This is a genomic window from Pseudomonas sp. R9.37 (assembly GCF_963878885.1).
Taxonomy (GTDB): Bacteria; Pseudomonadota; Gammaproteobacteria; order Pseudomonadales; family Pseudomonadaceae; genus Aquipseudomonas.
Genome location: NZ_CAWNZA010000043.1, coordinates 253,341 through 271,318, shown reverse-complemented (window position 1 = coordinate 271,318; position 17,978 = coordinate 253,341). Strand labels below are relative to the sequence as shown.

Genomic DNA, 17,978 nt, shown 5'->3' with positions numbered 1-17,978 from the left:
AGTGGGTTGTGGCCGGGTGTCCGACCAGCCCCTCAGGGTAGTCGGACACGCTTGACCTACAAGGCCGCGTCGATTTTCTTGGCTGCGTCGTCGCTCACCCATGCGTGCCAGACTTCAGGATGTTCCTTGAGGAAAATTTTCGCCAGTTTTGGCGACTCAATTCGCTCTTTGGCCATGCGGCCCAGGTTCTGGTTCAACAAGTCGATAGGCAGGTTGACCTTCTCCAGCACGGCCACCAGCTCTGGCGCTTGCTCGTGGAAGGTCTTGGACAAGCCGACCTTGATGCTCACGCTTTTATCCACACCAGGCTTTTCTTCCAGTTTGACCAGGTCGACCTGGCCCATCAGCGGCGTCGGCGACCAGTAGTAGAACAGGATCGGCTCGCCACGCTTGTAGCTCGACAGCACCGCCGCATCCAGCGCCGGGCCGGTGCCTGGGCGGAAGTTGGTGTAGGTGCTTTCCAGGCCGTAGCTTTTGAGCATTTCGCTGTTGTCCAGCTCACAGGTCCAGCCGGCCGGGCAGTTGTAGAAACGGCCTTTGGACGGTTCTTCCTGGTCCTTGAACACCGAGGCGTATTTGGCCAGGTCGGCGATGGTTTTCAGGTCCGGCGCCTTGGGTTCCAACTTGCGCTTGGCGTCGCCTTCAATCACGTAGCGCGGCACGTACCAACCTTCCACCGCGCCGACGACCGGCGCACCGACGCCAACGACTTTGCCGGCCTTCTCGGCCTTGTTCCAGACTTCGCTGCGGCCGACCCACTCTTCGGCAAACACTTGGATGTCGTTACTGCTCAGGGCGTTTTCCATGGTGATGGAATTACCCGGCAGGCTGTCGGTTTTGCAGTCGTAGCCTTTTTCCAGCACGGTTTGCAGGATGTCGGTGAGCAACATGCCGCTTTCCCAGTTCAGGCCCGCAAACTTCACCGGTTTGCCGGATTCGCACCAACCGGCCGCCTGGGCGCCGGCACTCGCCAACACGCTTGCAGAGAACAACGTGGCCAGCAGGGTCTTATTCATCTTCATTGTTGTGACGCTCCCAATCTTGAAATGGATTACGGCAGTCAGTAGGCATCCTGCCCTGTCCACGTCCCATCAGGCCTGTGCAGCCAGCCCGTTTGTCGTTGGTATAGCGCCCTGCTCTACCGGCAGGATCAGTCGTTCAGGAATTGCGCTGTGCCACTTTTTCGCGGCCCAGTAATACAGCGCGGCGGGTACCACCAGGCCGATGATCCAGGAGATATCGGTGTCGCCAAGGCTGGCAACCAATGGGCCGGTGTAGAAATGCGTGGAGATGAACGGCATCTGGATCAGCACGCCCAGCACGTAGATGCTGATGCCCATCCAGTTCCAGCGGCCGTAGCGACCATTGGGGTTGGAGAGTGCCGGGATGTCGTAACGCTCTTTGGTGATGCAGTAGAAATCCACCAGGTTGATCGCGCTCCACGGCGTGAAAAACGCCAGCAGAAACAGGATGAACGCGGAGAAATCCTTGAGGAACGAGTCCTTGCCCAGCAACGCCAGCGCGGCGGCAATCGACACCATCAGGAAGATGTACAGCAGGCGCACCGCACTCGAAATGTGCCGGCTGCCACGAAAGCCGCTGATGATCGTCGCGATGGACATAAAGCTGCCGTAGGCATTAAGCGTGGTCACCGTGACCTTGCCGAAGGCGATGCTGAAATACAGCAGCGCTGCGACAATGCCGGTGCCGCCCAGGCCGACGATAAACGACACTTCGTGGTGGGCGAATTGCGCACCGGCCAGGGCCGCCGCGAACACACCGAACACCATCGACGCCTGCGCCCCGATCACCGAACCCAGGCCAACCGCCCAGAAGGTTTTCGACGCCTGCGTGCTGCGCGGCAAGTAGCGGGAGTAGTCCGCCACATATGGACCGAACGCAATCTGCCAGGACGCCGACAACGAAATCGCCAGCAGGAAACTGCTCAGCGAAAAATGCTTGTTGCCCAGCAGCGCACCGACATCGTTACCGGCGAGCAATTTGTAGAACAGGTAGATGAAGGCAACCACGCCAAGCACGCTGGCGACGCGGCCAATACCGTGGATCACGCGGTAACCGAAGACGGTGAACACCATGATCAGCCCGGCGAACAGCACGATGCCGACCCAGTCTTCCACGTGCAGCAGCTGCGCCACCGCCTGCCCCGCCAGCAGCGAGCCGCTGGCCGAAAAACCGATGTACATCAGGCACACCAGCACCAGCGGGATCACCGTGCCATACACGCCAAACTGCACGCGGCTGGAAATCATCTGCGGCAAGCCCAGTTGCGGGCCTTGCGCCGCATGCAGCGCCATCACGCCGCCGCCCAGCAGTTGGCCGATCAACAGGCCGATCAACGACCAGAACACATCGCCGCCCAGCACCACGGCCAAGGCCCCGGTGACAATCGCAGTGATTTGCAGGTTGGCACCCAGCCACAGGGTGAACTGACTCAATAGACGACCGTGTCTTTCCGCTTCCGGGATGTAGTCGATCGAACGCCTTTCGATCAACGGGGTGGTGCTTGCACGTGCGTCATTTGCAGCCATGTGTGTTCAACCTCTGATGGATTGTTTGTACTTGCAACGCAGATCAAATGTGGGAGCGGGCTTGCTCGCGAAAGCGGTGGGTCAGCTAACGATTACGGTGACTGGCGCACCGCATTCGCGAGCAAGCCCGCTCCCACATTGAGTTACTTGATCATCGGCAGATTGAGGCCCTGCTCTTTGGCGCAGTCGATGGCGATCTGGTAACCGGCATCGGCGTGACGCATCACCCCGGTGGCCGGGTCGTTGTGCAGTACGCGAGCAATGCGCTCAGCCGCTTCGTCGGTGCCGTCGCAGACGATCACCATGCCCGAATGCTGCGAGAAGCCCATGCCCACGCCGCCGCCGTGGTGCAGCGAGACCCAGGTTGCGCCGCTGGCGGTGTTGAGCAAGGCGTTGAGCAGTGGCCAGTCGGACACGGCGTCGGAGCCGTCCTGCATGGCTTCGGTTTCGCGGTTCGGGCTGGCTACCGAGCCGGAGTCGAGGTGGTCACGGCCGATCACCACCGGCGCCGACAGCTCGCCGCTGCGCACCATTTCGTTGAACGCCAGGCCCAGCTTGGCGCGCTGGCCCAAGCCAACCCAGCAGATCCGTGCCGGCAGGCCCTGGAAGCTGATGCGCTCGCGCGCCATGTCCAGCCAGTTGTGCAGGTGGGCGTCGTCGGGGATCAGCTCTTTGACTTTGGCGTCGGTCTTGTAGATGTCTTGCGGGTCGCCGGACAGTGCAGCCCAACGGAACGGGCCGATGCCACGGCAGAACAGTGGGCGGATGTAGGCCGGTACGAAACCCGGGAAGGCGAAGGCATCTTCCACGCCTTCTTCCTGGGCCATCTGGCGAATGTTGTTACCGTAGTCGAAGGTCGGGATGCCTTGCTTCTGGAACTCGAGCATGGCTTTGACGTGCACGGCCATCGACTGCTTGGCGGCCTTGATTACAGCAGCCGGTTCGGTCTTGGCGCGGGCGCGGTATTCGTCCCAGGTCCAGCCGGCCGGCAGGTAGCCGTTGAGCGGGTCATGGGCGCTGGTCTGGTCGGTGACCATGTCCGGGCGCACGCCGCGCTTGACCAGTTCCGGCAGGATTTCCGCCGCGTTACCCAGCAGGGCGATGGAGATGGCCTTGCCTTCCTTGGTGTATTTGGCGATGCGCGCCAGGGCGTCGTCGAGGTCGGTGGCTTGCTCGTCGACATAGCGGCTGCTCAGGCGGAAGTCGATGCTGACCTGCTGGCACTCGATGTTCAGCGAGCAGGCGCCAGCCAGGGTTGCTGCCAATGGCTGCGCGCCGCCCATGCCGCCGAGGCCGGCGGTGAGAACCCAGCGGCCGGTCAGGTCGCTGTTGTAATGCTGACGACCGGCTTCGACGAAGGTTTCGTAGGTGCCCTGGACGATGCCCTGGCTGCCGATGTAGATCCAGCTGCCGGCGGTCATCTGGCCGTACATGGCCAGGCCCTTGGCATCCAGCTCGTTGAAGTGTTCCCAGCTGGCCCAGTGCGGCACCAGGTTGGAGTTGGCGATCAGCACGCGCGGGGCGTTGCTGTGGGTCTTGAACACGCCGACCGGCTTGCCGGATTGCACCAGCAGGGTCTCGTCGTCATTCAGGTTGGTGAGGCTTTCGACGATCTGGTCGTAGCACTCCCAGTTACGCGCGGCACGGCCGATACCGCCGTACACCACCAATTCTTTCGGGTTCTCGGCCACTTGCGGGTCGAGGTTGTTCATCAGCATGCGCAGCGGCGCTTCAGTCAGCCAGCTTTTGGCAGTGAGCTTGTTACCGCGAGCGGCACGGATTTCGACGTCACGGTACTTTGTAGGCTTGGTCACAACAGACTCCTCGGCGATCGATGCGCGAACATTGATGGTGCGAAGCAGAGTCTTACGCACACATCTTTACTTGTACATACAAGCATATGCAATCGAGCGGCCAACTTTGCGCGTGAGCTGTTGAGATTTTTTTGGAAGGCGTGTGTAAGCCTTGAAAATTAAGGCTTGGAGGTTTGGGGAAATTTCTCACAGAGGCGTTTTTCAGCGAGGGAGATTATTCATAACAACGCGGCATTGCGCCACGCTGGGGCATTCGGTAACAAATTGGTGCGGGACCTGGAAACACATGCTGTGAGTGTCACAGAAACAAATGTGGGAGGGGGCTTGCCCCCGATTGCGGTGTATCAGCCAGCCCATCTGGTACTGCTACACCCTAATCGGAGGCAAGCCCCCTCCCACATTTTTTAACCGCGTGCGGTCAGTTCGATGACGCAGCAGCGGCCACTGACCGAGAGGTCCAACAGGCCGGTGTTACCGTCCACCTGCAGACAATCGTGATGCCCCAGCTTCTGGTCCAGCACCTTCACTTCGTCCGCCACGCTGAACACCAGCACCGTCTGCGCCGTGGTGAAAAACCGCTGCACGCCATCAATCCACTGAAAGCGCGCCTGATAACGCTGCGGCGAATAAATCAGGTTGAAATCGCGGATCGGTCCGGTGATCAAGCGGCACGAAACCTCGCTTTCACCGCTGAACGCAAAGGGCTGCAGCGGCAATAAACCACGCTGCTCCTCGCCATCCACGGTCAGGACCATGCCTGCACCCTTGATCACAGTGATCACGCGCTGGTAGCCGGCGAAGGTGGAAAAACCACCCGATTCGGCGATATCGGCAATCGACAGGCGCCAGCCAAAGCCATCCAGGCCGGTGCCTGCGTCACGGGTGATTTCTTCGGTGCTGCCGCCGCCGTTTTTCCACGGCATGCGGATGTAATCGGTGGCGCGCCAGACTTTCACTGCACTCATTTACTGAAACGTCCTTCCAGGCTATGACGGGAACCGGGGTGGATCAAACGCGCGGCGGTCACCGGCTGGCGACCGGACCACGTACGCCGGCGAATCAGCAGGCACGGCTCGCTCGGCTCGATCTGCAGCAGCTTGCACTCCTCGGCATCGGCGAGGATCGCTTCAACCACGTGCTCGCCTTCGGTCAGCGGTGCAACCTGGTTGAGGTAGGCGTACGGCGTTTGCTGGGTGAAATCCTGCTGCAAGTAATCCGGCGCGACGAGGGCATTGACGAAACGGTCTTCGATTTGCACCGGAATGTCGTTTTCGAAGTGCACGATCAGCGAGTGGAACACCCGCCCGCCTTCGCGCATTTCCAGGGCGACGGCGCGCTCGGAGCCTGCGGCCTCTTCGCACAAATGGATGACCTGGCAGGTATGCCGGTGACCGCGGGAGGCGATCTCATCGGCAATGTTGTGCACTTCAAACAGCGCCGACTGGCTCTTGGGCTCGGCGACGAACGTGCCGACGCCTTGCATGCGCACCAGCAACCCTTCGGCGGTGAGTTCACGCAGGGCGCGGTTGATGGTCATGCGGCTGAAACCCAGCTGGCTGACCAGCTCGCTCTCGGACGGCACGCGGTAATGCGGCGGCCAGTTGCCGTTGAGGATCTGCTGGCTGATCATCTGTTTGACGCGGGCATACAAGGGCGCCGGACTTTCGTCCATGTGGGCAGCCAGCGAAGACTTGGCAGGCGGAGTCGGCACAGGGAATCCTTGCAGGGGGAAAAGATGCATAGATTGCCGGAGTTTACCGAGCAGGCAAACGTCTGTATATGTATATACAAATAAACACACGACCGGGGTGCCTTGATCATGTCCGCTTTCTTTGCCGAACGCGCGCTGCTGCCTAATGGATGGGCCAACGATGTACGCTTTGATGTCAGCGCCGATGGCGTACTGACCCACGTTGAGCCCAACGCCACGGCAGACGGTGCCGAGCGGCTCAGAGGCCCGGTGTTGGCGGGCATGCCGAACCTGCATTCGCATGCGTTCCAGCGCGCCATGGCGGGCCTGGCCGAAGTGGCCGGCAACCCGAATGACAGCTTCTGGACCTGGCGCGATCTGATGTACCGCATGGTGGGCACGATCAACCCGGACCAACTCCAGATCATCGCGCGCCAGCTGTATATCGAGATGCTCAAGGCCGGTTACACCTCGGTGGCCGAATTTCATTACGTGCATCACGACGTCAGCGGCCAGCCCTATGCCGATCGCACGGAGCTGTCGCGGCAGATCAGCCAGGCGGCCGCCAGCAGCGGGATTGGCCTGACGCTGGTGCCGGTGCTTTACACTCATTCCGGGTTTGGCGGCCAGGCGCCGAACGAAGGCCAGCGCCGATTTATCAACAGCACCGAAAACTACCTGGACCTGCAAGCGCGCCTCAAGCCGATCCTCGCCGCGCAACCGGCGCAGCAGTTGGGCCTGTGCTTTCACTCCTTGCGCGCTGTCACGCCGCAACAAATCAATGACGTCCTGGCTGCCAGCGACAAGACGTGCCCGGTGCATATCCACATCGCCGAGCAGCAAAAAGAGGTCGATGACTGCCTGGCCTGGAGCGGCAAGCGTCCGTTGCAATGGCTGTATGACAATGTCGACGTCGATGAGCGTTGGTGCCTGGTGCACGCCACTCATGCTGATGTTGACGAAGTGGCGCGCATGGCCAAGAGCCGCGCGATTGCCGGTCTGTGCCTGACCACCGAAGCCAACCTGGGCGATGGGATTTTCCCCGCCGTCGATTTCCTCGCTCAAGGCGGGCGCATGGGCATTGGTTCCGACAGCCATGTGTCGTTGAGTGTGGTGGAAGAATTACGATGGCTGGAATACGGCCAGCGCCTGCGCGATCAACGGCGCAACCGCTTATACCGCAGTGACCAACCGATGGTCGGCCGCACGCTGTTTGATGCCGCGCTGGACGGCGGTGCCCAGGCGCTGGGCCAGCCGATTGGTCGATTGGAAGTGGGGAAACGCGCGGATTGGATTGTGCTGGACGGTGATGACCCGTACCTGGCCACGGCCAGCGAAGACGGCATTCTCAACCGCTGGCTGTTCGCCGGTGGTGACCGGCAAGTGCGTGATGTGCTGGTCAACGGCAAGTGGGTGGTGCGCGATGGCCGCCATGCCGGTGAAGAAGAAAGCAGCCGGGCATTCACGCACGTGCTGAGAGATTTGCTGGGCTAACCAACAATGCAAAACCAATGTGGGAGCGGGCTTGCTCGCGAATGCGGTGTATCAGTCATTACCTCTGTCGACTGACACTGCGTATTCGCGAGCAAGCCCGCTCCCACATTTTTATCGGCGCGGGTCCAGGTTTACTGCGAGGTCTTCGCCATCTGCCTGTCCGACGTACGCCAGATCAATCGCGTGGTGTCATACCCTTGCTGGCGCGCCCTGCTCAGCAGGTCTTCGCGAGTGTCGGCGTTCACCGTCGGCGTACGTGACAATATCCACATGTAACGCCGGCTTGGGCTGCCGACGATGGCGGTCTTGTAGTCGTCGCTGACATACAGCACCCAGTAATCGCCCTTGGCGACGCCCGGCAGCAGCGCCGTGAACCAGTTATTGAATTCCACCCAAAGCTTGTCGGTCTTGCCCGGCACTTGCGGCGTGGCCGTGCCCTTGGCTTCTTCCCACTTCCATTCAGGTGTCAGGCAGCGGTTGAACACCGACATGTCGCCATCGGGCAGCAACGTGTAGCGGGCTTCGGACTGCGCGCAGTTGCGCTGGAAGTACATGGGCAATCGGGCCAACTCATACCAGGTGCCCTGGTAACGCTTGAGGTTGACGTTGCTTGCTGTCTTGGGTTGCAGATCATCGCCAGAATGGCTGGCGCAGCCTGCCAAAAACAGGCTGGCACAAAGGCACAAAACAAAACGCATCATTCTTCTTCTCCCGCAGGCTCGCGCCCCGGTTTACTTCAGGCCTTGCCCGGAAAACATCAAAACTTTGTCACCGGCATATTGAACGCTGATAAAGCTGTTTTTATCGCCCCAGGTGCAACTGGACATGCCCAGTGCGCCAGAACAATCGGTCGGCTTGCCCAGCAGCGACTCCACCTCAGCCTTGGCCATGCCAGCCGACAACTTCGCGTAGTTTTCTTGGTTGACCTTGCTGCAAGCGGCCAATAGCACGCAAAAAGCCAGCAGGGCGAGACGGCGTAACGACATGGAAAAACTCCTGGAGGGACGAAGCAGCTTGGGTATCTGCCAGAAGCTTAGAAGGGAAAAGAGGTGTCTGGTTCCCGATGAGCAAAAACAAAAAGCCCCGAAAACGCTGAAACGTTTCGGGGCTTTTTCAAGAGTGAACAGCCTCACAACATCGCGGATAAGTGATCGCCGCGTCTTACTTCTTGTGGTAACCGGTCACACGCTCAACTTCTTCTTTGGAACCCAGGAACACCGCCACGCGCTGGTGCAGGCCTTCGGGCTGGATGTCGAGGATGCGCTGGTGGCCGTCGGTGGACGCGCCGCCCGCTTGCTCAACCAGGAAGGACATCGGGTTGGCTTCGTACATCAAACGCAGCTTGCCCGGCTTGGACGGCTCGCGGCTGTCACGCGGGTACATGAACAAGCCACCACGGGTCAGGATACGGTGCACGTCAGCCACCATCGCGGCGACCCAGCGCATGTTGAAGTTCTTCTTCAACGGGCCTTCCTCACCTGCCATCAACTCGCCGACGTAGCGAGTCACCGGCTCTTCCCAGTGACGCTGGTTGGACATGTTGATCGCGAATTCCTGGGTAGAAGCAGGAATAGTGATGTCTTCGTGGGTCAGCACGAAGCTGCCCATTTCGCGGTCCAGGGTGAAGCCTTTGACGCCATCGCCCAGGGTCAGCACCAGCATGGTCTGTGGGCCGTAGATCGCGTAGCCGGCAGCCACTTGCTCGGTGCCTGGCTGCAGGAAGGCCTTTTCGTTCAGCGCTTCGTTCTGGCTCAGGTATTCGTTCGGGCAACGCAGTACCGAGAAGATGGTGCCGACCGGAGCGTTGATGTCGATGTTGGACGAACCGTCCAGTGGGTCGAACACCAGCAGGTAGGCGCCTTTCGGGTATTTGCCCGGGATCTGGTAGGCATTGTCCATTTCTTCGGACGCCATGCCGGCCAGGTGACCGCCCCATTCGTTGGCTTCGAGCAGGATCTCGTTGGAAATCACGTCGAGCTTCTTCTGCACTTCGCCTTGGACGTTTTCAGTGCCCATGCTGCCCAGAACACCACCCAGTGCGCCTTTGGACACGGCGTGGCTGATTTCCTTGCAAGCACGCGCCACCACTTCGATAAGGAAGCGCAGATCGGCAGGCGTGTTGTTGCTGCGGGTCTGCTCGATCAAATAGCGACTCAGGGTAACGCGGGACATGTAAGGCTCCGGAGAATGGGGGGCTTAAAAACCCGCGCAGTTTAACGCGAGTCGAGGGTTATTTCCTCTAATCAGAGGATTTAACGCCAATAGAGTTCACGGTTTGGCCGCAGGCGCACGCAACAAACTGTAGGCCATCGCCCCCAGCGCCGCCACACCCAACAGGAGCACGGCCCACAGGCCGAGTTTCTTCCAATCGGTGCCCACTTCGGGCGATGCGGCAACGGTGGCGCTTTTAACCACAGCGTCACCGGTGACCCTGGCCTGGCCCAGCGTCTTGAGGCGCTCGGCGCTGTAGTCGGGAATCAAAGTCGACAAGGGCAGGTTCGCCGCCTTGACCCCGCCATTGCCCAACGCCAGGGTAAACGGCGGCTCACCCCGCGCCAGAAACACCAACTGCGTGGCGCGCACGGCAAAACGCAGGGCTGGCGCCTCAACGCCCAGGCCACCGCCGCGCTCATCCACCTGCAATTTAAGCTCGCCGACGGCCACTCCCGGCAGTTGCAACTCATCCTGCACCACATCCTGGCCATTCTGAGTCAAGCGGTACAACACACCAGTGCTCAGCGGCTGCCAGGCTTGATTGGCATCACGGCGGCCCGCCAAGGTGACGGGCGCCAGCGTGTTCGTCTGCTTCAGCTCGATGCGCAAACGCTCGACATGCAGCCCCGTCGGCAACTGCCAGCTGTACTCTCCCGGCTTGAGCCGCGCGCCCGACAATGGCTGCGACCACACCAACGGCATCGGCAGGCTGCTGCTGGTGGCGCTCACCAGCTTGGCCGAGGTCAGCGTCGGCGCGACCTGGCCCTGCCACAGCAGGCGCAGGTAACGCGCCGATTGCCCCGGCAAACTCACCTCGTGTTGCTCGACACGCTCGTCGGCAAACGACAGACGTGCCACCTGGCCATCGCCCCACGACGCCCAGTGCTGCAAGTCGTCGCTGGCCTCAATGCTGAAACGCTGGAAACCGTCCTGTTCGCGGCTCCAGTCCAGGCTCAGTTGCTGCAACGGCGCCTTGATCGCACTGGCGTCCAGCACCCAACCGCGCAGCACTTGCTTGCCCGCCCTGGACGGGCGCACTTCGAGCAGCGTGCCTTCGGCCGTGGATTTCATCACCACATCCGGCACGCTTTCGCGGGTGTCGGCGGCGTACAGCGGGAACCACTTCACGTCGGTCACAGTGCGGCTTTCGGTGCGTTGCGCAGATTGGCGTGACAGCGCATAGGCCTGAGGTTCACCGGCGGCGTTAAACACGCGCACATCGCCGAGATCCGCCTGGCGCGCGCTCAGTTGCACAGACAGCGGCAACTCCAGGCGATACCAAGGGCCGTTGCCACTCACCGCCAGCGGCACTTGCGTGGTGAAGTCGGCAGGCGTTTCCTGCGCCCACACCGACGACGTCATACACACGCCCACCGCGATCACGCTCAACTTACCGATCAAGAGGATGCTCCTTCAGTTTCCAACACAGGTTCGGCACGCTTGGGCGGCAGCGGCGCAAAGTAACCCACCACCAGCAGCAACCCACCCACGCCGATAAACGACACGATCCGCGCCAGCCCGCCGCGGTTGCTCAGCTCGACGAAGAACAGCTTGGCGACCACCACCGCAATCAGCGCCGCACCGATCAACCACACCTCGCGACGATGGCGCAGATGGCCGCCGATCATCAGCCCGAGGGCGATGAGGGTCCAGACAATCGACAGGCCGGCCTGAACCAGCATCGACTCCAGCAACGCCTCCGGATGGAACGGCACGCCTGCCCAATGGTGGGCAGCGCGCATCACCAGGACCGTGAAAAAGGCAAACAACGAAACACCCGCAACACCTTGGGCGACCAGCTCGGCGCGTGGACCGCGCTGCGGCGCGATGCTGCGCGACCACAGGTAAATACCCAGCAACGCGAACAACAGGCCCAGGTCCAGGGGGCTGAGCAGCGGCACATAGGGCAGCGGTTTGGCCGTGCCGTCGCTGAAGATATTGGCCAACCAGAACCAGCCGAGCATCAACACCGCCAGTGGCAGCGCGGCGAGCACACGGTATTCACGCGGATACGCCGACACCGGCCATGGCCAGCGGCGTGGCGCAGCCGCCAACACCAGGTACAGACTTGGCAGGATCGCCCAACCCAGCCAGCGCCAGGCGTTGTACTCGCTCGACAGCAGCAACAGGCCGTAACGCAGCTCGAGCGCCAGCACGCCGATCAGCATCCAGCAGCCGAGTACGTGAGCGATGCTCAGCACGTTGCTCGGCACGTTGCTCGGCACCACCGCCGCCAAACGCCGTAGCGAAATGAAATGCACCACAAACACTGCCAACCATGCCAGCCAGCCGTACTGCGCCGCCGGGTGGTAATAATCATCGGCTGAGGCCAGCAACACCACGCCCGCCGCCGGCATCAGCAACGCGCATAGCATGCCCAGCGACGCCCAGCGCAAACGTTCGGCCAGCAGCGCCCAGATCGCCACGCTCACCGCTGCGATGCCGAGCAAATATGCGCCTTGCTGCGCCTGCGCGATAAACCGCAACACTTCACCGATCAGCGCCAGCGTCCACCAGGCCGCGCCCCACACCAGCAGCAGGTCAGACAGGCGTTGCAGTTTCAACACGGCAAACACCGGCGCATGCGGCTCACGCTGCAAGCGCCAGGCGCCGACCAAGGCAGCCAGGCCCAACACCATTGGCGTCCAGAAACCGCTGTGCGCCAAGGGGCGCAAGCCTTCGCTGCTCAACGGCCCGAGCAGCTGCGGCACCGCCAACAGGAACGAGGCGCCGCCGATCAGTTGCAGCAATAACCCAAACACGAAGCTCACACGCTGTTGCAGGTACAGGCTCAGCCAGATGATCAGCAAACCGCTGGCCGCCCACACGCCGCTGGCGCTTTGCCACGGCAGTACAAACAGTACCGCGAGGTTGATCAGTACCAGACCGGCGAGCAGCACCACTGACAGACCGCGCAGCAGGCCGACGTCGCTGCGCACCGTGTCGTCGCGCACGGCCAGCAGCATGCCGCCAACCAACGCCAAACCGATCAGCGAGGCGGTCAACAAACCGCTCCAGCCCGCACTGAATACCGCCGTCCCGTCGCCGCCCTGCAAGCGCAGGAGGAACAACGCCCCGCCGAGCAATTGCACGCCAAACGCAGTGAACAGGAAGGTGCGCGAGCCGATGCGCAGGCCGACAAACAACGTCACAAGCCCCGCGATTGCCCAACTGATGGCGGTGCCTTGGGTCAGCAGCAGCAACGGTGCGAGCAGGTACAAAAAGCTCAGGCCCAGGCTCGCCAGCACGGGCAGGCCTTTGCGCTCCCAGTCCGCCGCCTGTTCGATTGACGCCCTGCGCAACTGATCGAAGCTGAACAACAGCGCAGCACCCAGCAACAGCGCGCCCAGCGGTGCACCATCAAGCAAGGTCAGTTCGCCTACGCGCAGTTCGCTGAGGAACGCCAGCGCCGAACCCAATTGCAACAACAGGCCAAATGCACGTGCCAGCGGCCGCTGCTGACGCAAGCCGAGCCAGAAGATCCCGGCGCCCTCCACCGCCCAGGCCGCGGCCGTCCAGCGTGCGTCGAGGCCCAGCGGAATCGCCAAACTGGCAAAGATCACGCCCAGTGCCAGGCAGGTTTCCGCCAGCAGCAATGCCCGCCCGCCACGCAGCCATTGCGCCAGCCCCATGTAGAGAATGCCAAGGCCCAGCGCACTGAATGCGGCGGCAAATTCCAGGTGCTGCACCAGCGCGAACTGCAAACCAAAGCCCACCAACGGCGGGCCGAACAGCATGCTGCCGTCGACATAATCACCCTTGGCCGCCGACCAGCGCAGCAGCGCACCCCGACTGTCGTCTTCGGGTGCGTCGCTCATCTCAAGCAATGTGCGCCGGGCAAACAACAGGCCGATGGCCAGGTACATCAGGAAAAACACGATCAGGAACGGCTCGGTACTCCACAGCAGTTCCGGTGTGTAGGAGCGCATGCCCCAAGCGAAACCAATACCGAAGGTGCCGACAAAACCGATCAGGTTAAGCAAGCGCCAGGCCTTGAACCAGGCGATGGCGAGGATGCCCGCGTTCAGCAATGCGAAGTAGCTGAACAACGCCACGTGATTGCCGGCGCCGGTTGACGTGAGAATCGGCGCGGCAAAACCACCCAACGCCGCCGCGCAAGCCAGGCCGAGGGCATCCTGGGTGATCGCCAGGATTGCAGAGAACACCGTGACCGCCACCAGCAGGCCCAGCGCGGCGCCCGGATCGATCAACGGGTGCAAGCGCATCGCGGCGAACACCGTCAGGTACAACACGGCAATGCCGGTGCCTTGCAGCATCAGACCGTAATTGCTGTTACGCAACCGCAACCACCAACCCAAGCCCAACAGGCCGATGGCGGCAGCGGCAACCCCGGCGTAACGCAACTCGATCGGCACCACCACGCCTTCGGTGGCATAGCGCAGCAAAAAGGCCAGGCCCAGGAACAACAGCACCACGCCGACGCGCAGCACGGTGTTACCGCCAAACAGCCAATTGCGTGCGCCACTGATAGCGCGCTCGATCAGGTTGGGGCCGCGGGGCGCGGCAGGCGCTTTGGGGGTTGGCGCTGCGACCCAGGCATCATCGGGCAGCGGCTGACTGGCTTGGGCGGCCACAGCCACAGGCGCCAGTTCGGCGGGTAGCTCCCAGACAAGTTCGGGCTTTGCAACGACAGGAGGGGGTTCAGGCACGGAGGGTTCGACAATCACGCTGTTCGTCGGCGCGGGCACCTCCAGTTGCCGCAGGCGCTCACCCAGCGCAATCAGCGCCTTCTGCGTGGTTTCCAACTGACGGGCCTGCTGGTCCGCTTGCGCCGACAGCTTCGCCAGGCGAAGGGCCTGGCCAATGCCCAAGCCCAGCAGCGCACCGATACCCGCATCACTGAACGACTCATCGAGTGTCCAGCCGAGCACCAGGCCAATCAGCATGAAAATCCATTGCATGGTCGATATCCCTAAGCAGCCCGAGGCGGGCAAACCGGGGCCTAGTATATCGACGCGGGGCCAATGTGGGAGGGGGCTTGCCCCCGATAGCGGTGTGCCAGTCGACATATCTGCAAACTGGCAATCCGCTGTCGGGGGCAAGCCCCCTCTCACATTTAGTATTGCGGTGATTAGTCGAGCGCTTTCCAGATTTCGGTCGCGTACTCCCTGATGGTGCGGTCCGAGGAGAACCAGCCCATGCGCGCCGTGTTCAGCACCGCCGAGCGCCACCACGCCTTGGAGTCATGCCAATGCGCCTCGACCCGCGCCTGAGCGTCCCAGTAGGAGTCGAAGTCGGCACACACCAGGAAGCGGTCGTAGTCGATCAGCCCGTCGATCAGGCCCACATAGCGGCCGGGATCATCCGGCGAGAACACCCCGCCCCGAATCGCTTGCAACACGTCGTTGAGACGATGGGAGGCAGCAATTTCCGGCCCGGCGTTGAATTCGCCAGCGTGCTTGCGGGCTTCAACCTGCTGAGCACTGAGGCCAAAAATGAACATGTGATCGGCGCCTACGCGCTCGTGCATTTCCACGTTGGCGCCGTCCATGGTGCCGATGGTCAGCGCGCCGTTGAGGCCGAACTTCATGTTGCTGGTGCCCGAGGCTTCAAAGCCGGCCGTGGAGATCTGCTCCGACAAATCCGCCGCCGGAATAATGCTTTCCGCCAGGCTGACGTTGTAGTTGGGCAGGAACACCACCTTGAGCAAACCGCGCACGGTCGGGTCGTTGTTCACGGTGCGGGCGATGTCGTTGGTCAACTTGATGATCAACTTGGCCTGGTGATAACTCGCCGCTGCCTTGCCGGCGAAGATCTTCACCCGTGGCACCCAGTCGGTGCCAGGCTCGGCGCGGATCGCCTGGTACAGCGCCACGGTGTGCAGCAGGTTGAGCAGTTGGCGTTTGTACTCGTGGATGCGCTTGACCTGCACGTCGAACATCGCCGCCGGGTTGACTGAAATACCCAGGCGCTCGTGGATGATCTCGGCCAGTGCACGTTTGCTGTGCAGGCGCTGGTCGGCGAAGGCTTTGCGGAAGGATTGCTTCTCGGCGAAGGTTTCCAGCTCCGTCAGGCGGGTTTCCATGGTGTCGAGAATATCCGGGCCCAGCGCCTCCACCAGCATCTCGGTGAGCTTGGGGTTGGCCTGGTACAGCCAGCGGCGGAAGGTGATGCCGTTGGTTTTGTTGTTGATGCGCTCCGGGTACAGCTTGTGCAGCTCGGAGAACACCGTGCTGCGCATCAGCTGGGTATGCAGGCCAGACACGCCGTTGACGCTATGCGAGCCGAGGAACGCCAGGTTACCCATGCGCACGCGGCGGCCGTTGTCTTCTTCGATCAGCGACACGGCGCGCAGCACGTCGAAGTCGTGAATGCCTTTGGCCCGCAGCGAGTCGATGTGCTGGGCGTTGATCAAGTAGATGATTTGCATGTGCCGCGGCAGCATGCGCTCCATCAAGCCTACAGGCCAGGTCTCCAGAGCCTCGGGTAGCAAGGTGTGGTTGGTGTAGGAAAGCGTTTCAACCGTCACGTCCCACGCCGCTTCCCACGGAATGTCATGCAGGTCGACCAGTTGGCGCATCAGCTCAGCCACGGCAATCGAGGGGTGAGTGTCGTTGAGCTGAATGGCGGCGTGCTCGCCCAGGCTCAATACCGAGCCGTGCATGTTCTTGTGGCGACGCAGCAAATCTTGCAGCGAGGCGGAGACGAAGAAGTATTCCTGGCGCAGGCGCAGTTCCTGCCCTGCTTCGGTGCTGTCGGCCGGGTAAAGCACGCGGGAGATGCTTTCGGCGCGGGCCACTTCGGCGACGGCGCCCAGGTGGTCACCGGCGTTGAAACGCTCCAGGTGCAAGTCTTCCACGGCCCGTGCACGCCACAGGCGCAGGGTGTTGACGCTGGCGCCGCGCCAGCCGACGACGGGGGTGTCATAAGCCACCGCGCGCACGGTTTCATTCGGTGACCACACCTGGATCATCTTGCCGGAAGCGTCCGCCAGGGTTTCGACGCTGCCGCCAAAACCGATGGGGTAAATCACCTCGGCCCGTTCGAATTCCCACGGGTTGCCAAAGTCCAGCCAGCGCTCGGTCTGTTCCTGTTGCCAGCCATCGACGATCGCCTGGCGGAACAAACCGTGCTCGTAACGAATGCCATAACCGTGGCCGGCAATGCCCAAGGTCGACATGCTTTCCATAAAGCATGCGGCCAGGCGGCCCAGGCCACCGTTGCCAAGCGCCGCGTCGGGCTCCAGCAGGCGGATGCGCTCCAGGTCCACACCGAGTTCGGACAGCGCTTCGCGCGCGATCTCCAGCACGCCGAGGTTGCTCAGGCTGTCGTAGAGCAAACGACCGATAAGAAATTCCAGCGAAAGGTAATAAACCCGCTTCTGGCCTTTGCGGTAAATACGCCGCGTGTGGTCCATCCAGTGATCGACCATCTGGTCGCGGGCGGCCAGCGCAATGGCTTCGAACCAGTCGTGGTCGAAAGCGTGGTCGGGGTCCTTGCCCACCGCGTAGGTGAGTTTGGTCAAGACAGCATCGCGGAATGCGGCTACCTCTGCTTCTCGTGCAAGCGGTTCCTGAGACATCGGTGCGACCTCGGGCGAGATTGAAGGAGTTGCTAGAGCCTAGTCGGTCTGACAGACGGTAGACGCTCTGGTTCGGCAGTTTTTTAACTCATTCACCGTTGCGCAAAATTGATGCAGGGGTCGTGCCCAATCGGTGCGTGAGTAGCCTTCGGGCTGAAAACCGCAAAATATTGTTCAAAAAACCATCAATCCCGGTATGATCGCGCGCCCGGATATAGCCCCACCTTGGAACCCTGATGAAGCCTCAACTGATCGCCGCCGCGGAACTCGACCGTCTCGAGACCTGGCAGAAATATTCCGCCCACATGTGCGGTGGCTGCGTGTCCAGCTGCTGCACGCTGCCGGTTGAGGTGAAGATCAAGGACCTGATCCGCATTGGCATCGTCGATGAGTTCGAGCGCGGCGACCCGCCCAAGAACATCGCCAAGCGCTTGCAGAAAGAAGGCATCGTCGAGCGCTTCAATTCCAAATCCGAGATTTTTACTCTGCAGCGCATGAGCAACAACGATTGCCTGTACCTGGATCGTAAGACGCGCTTCTGCACTATTTATGACAAGCGCCCGGATACGTGCCGCAACCACCCGAAAATCGGGCCGCGGCCGGGGTATTGCGCGTATAAGCCCAAGGAAGTGGTGCGCGAGACCAAGTTCAAGACGCTCGATAAGTTCTGATCC

Annotated in this window: 13 protein-coding genes; 2 read left to right on the top strand and 11 right to left on the bottom strand. The window is 61.6% G+C overall.

What is annotated here, in order from left to right; all coding sequences use genetic code 11:
• Window positions 1-56: 56 nt before the first annotated feature.
• The 5 genes from AACU78_RS20315 to hutC all read right to left on the bottom strand — a co-directional run bounded on the left by AACU78_RS20315 (window position 57) and on the right by hutC (window position 6,035).
• Entirely contained in the window at window positions 57-1,022 is a 966-nt protein-coding gene (locus tag AACU78_RS20315; RefSeq protein ID WP_106577491.1) for an ABC transporter substrate-binding protein, read from the bottom strand.
• Between the two features lie 69 nt (window positions 1,023-1,091).
• The gene (locus tag AACU78_RS20310) at window positions 1,092-2,549 is read right to left on the bottom strand and encodes a purine-cytosine permease family protein (protein WP_106577490.1); all 1,458 of its coding nucleotides are present in this window, start codon (window positions 2,547-2,549) and stop codon (window positions 1,092-1,094) included.
• A gap of 143 nt (window positions 2,550-2,692) precedes the next feature.
• Entirely contained in the window at window positions 2,693-4,363 is a 1,671-nt protein-coding gene (gene hutU / locus AACU78_RS20305) for a urocanate hydratase (protein WP_094949334.1), read from the bottom strand.
• A gap of 404 nt (window positions 4,364-4,767) precedes the next feature.
• Window positions 4,768-5,328 carry a HutD/Ves family protein gene (locus tag AACU78_RS20300; RefSeq protein WP_106577489.1) on the bottom strand — a complete coding sequence of 187 codons (561 nt, stop codon included), beginning with the start codon at window positions 5,326-5,328 and terminating at the stop codon, window positions 4,768-4,770.
• Window positions 5,325-6,035: a histidine utilization repressor gene (gene hutC, locus AACU78_RS20295; protein WP_232000148.1), complete on the bottom strand. Its 711-nt coding sequence runs from the start codon at window positions 6,033-6,035 to the stop codon at window positions 5,325-5,327. The genes AACU78_RS20300 and hutC overlap by 4 nt, the downstream gene beginning before the upstream one ends.
• 147 nt (window positions 6,036-6,182) lie before the next feature.
• Between hutC and AACU78_RS20290 the strand changes: the two genes are divergently transcribed.
• On the top strand, window positions 6,183-7,547 hold the full coding sequence (locus AACU78_RS20290) for a formimidoylglutamate deiminase (RefSeq protein WP_106577488.1): 1,365 nt from the start codon (window positions 6,183-6,185) through the stop codon (window positions 7,545-7,547).
• A 131-nt stretch (window positions 7,548-7,678) separates the two neighbouring features.
• Here AACU78_RS20290 and AACU78_RS20285 read toward each other — a convergent pair whose 3' ends face one another.
• The 6 genes from AACU78_RS20285 to AACU78_RS20260 form a co-directional block, all read right to left on the bottom strand.
• Entirely contained in the window at window positions 7,679-8,248 is a 570-nt protein-coding gene (locus AACU78_RS20285; protein ID WP_106577487.1) for a lipocalin family protein, read from the bottom strand.
• A gap of 30 nt (window positions 8,249-8,278) precedes the next feature.
• Window positions 8,279-8,533, bottom strand: coding sequence for a hypothetical protein (locus AACU78_RS20280; protein ID WP_017849914.1), 255 nt, complete (start codon window positions 8,531-8,533; stop codon window positions 8,279-8,281).
• Between the two features lie 175 nt (window positions 8,534-8,708).
• Window positions 8,709-9,719: a class 1 fructose-bisphosphatase gene (locus tag AACU78_RS20275; RefSeq protein WP_053253909.1), complete on the bottom strand. Its 1,011-nt coding sequence runs from the start codon at window positions 9,717-9,719 to the stop codon at window positions 8,709-8,711.
• Window positions 9,720-9,815: 96 nt separating this feature from the next.
• Complete coding sequence (locus AACU78_RS20270; protein ID WP_106577760.1) at window positions 9,816-11,159, bottom strand: DUF3999 domain-containing protein; 1,344 nt, start codon at window positions 11,157-11,159, stop codon at window positions 9,816-9,818.
• Entirely contained in the window at window positions 11,159-14,683 is a 3,525-nt protein-coding gene (locus AACU78_RS20265; RefSeq protein WP_106577486.1) for a DUF2339 domain-containing protein, read from the bottom strand. Before AACU78_RS20265 ends, AACU78_RS20270 begins: the two co-directional genes overlap by 1 nt.
• A gap of 170 nt (window positions 14,684-14,853) precedes the next feature.
• Window positions 14,854-17,304: a glycogen/starch/alpha-glucan phosphorylase gene (locus AACU78_RS20260; protein WP_106577485.1), complete on the bottom strand. Its 2,451-nt coding sequence runs from the start codon at window positions 17,302-17,304 to the stop codon at window positions 14,854-14,856.
• 236 nt (window positions 17,305-17,540) lie between these two features.
• On the opposite strand from AACU78_RS20260, the gene AACU78_RS20255 reads away from it, so the two are divergent.
• A complete protein-coding gene (locus AACU78_RS20255) occupies window positions 17,541-17,975 on the top strand; it encodes a YkgJ family cysteine cluster protein (RefSeq protein ID WP_017529542.1) in 435 nt (144 codons plus the stop codon).
• Window positions 17,976-17,978: the final 3 nt, after the last annotated feature.

Coding starts and splice junctions, on each gene's coding strand:
- AACU78_RS20315 (WP_106577491.1), bottom strand. CDS start 1,022: ATGAAGATGAATAAGACCCTGCTGGCCACGTTGTTCTCTGCAAGCGTG.
- AACU78_RS20310 (WP_106577490.1), bottom strand. CDS start 2,549: ATGGCTGCAAATGACGCACGTGCAAGCACCACCCCGTTGATCGAAAGG.
- AACU78_RS20300 (WP_106577489.1), bottom strand. CDS start 5,328: ATGAGTGCAGTGAAAGTCTGGCGCGCCACCGATTACATCCGCATGCCG.
- hutC (WP_232000148.1), bottom strand. CDS start 6,035: ATGGACGAAAGTCCGGCGCCCTTGTATGCCCGCGTCAAACAGATGATC.
- AACU78_RS20290 (WP_106577488.1), top strand. CDS start 6,183: ATGTCCGCTTTCTTTGCCGAACGCGCGCTGCTGCCTAATGGATGGGCC.
- AACU78_RS20285 (WP_106577487.1), bottom strand. CDS start 8,248: ATGATGCGTTTTGTTTTGTGCCTTTGTGCCAGCCTGTTTTTGGCAGGC.
- AACU78_RS20280 (WP_017849914.1), bottom strand. CDS start 8,533: ATGTCGTTACGCCGTCTCGCCCTGCTGGCTTTTTGCGTGCTATTGGCC.
- AACU78_RS20275 (WP_053253909.1), bottom strand. CDS start 9,719: ATGTCCCGCGTTACCCTGAGTCGCTATTTGATCGAGCAGACCCGCAGC.
- AACU78_RS20265 (WP_106577486.1), bottom strand. CDS start 14,683: ATGCAATGGATTTTCATGCTGATTGGCCTGGTGCTCGGCTGGACACTC.
- AACU78_RS20260 (WP_106577485.1), bottom strand. CDS start 17,304: ATGTCTCAGGAACCGCTTGCACGAGAAGCAGAGGTAGCCGCATTCCGC.
- AACU78_RS20255 (WP_017529542.1), top strand. CDS start 17,541: ATGAAGCCTCAACTGATCGCCGCCGCGGAACTCGACCGTCTCGAGACC.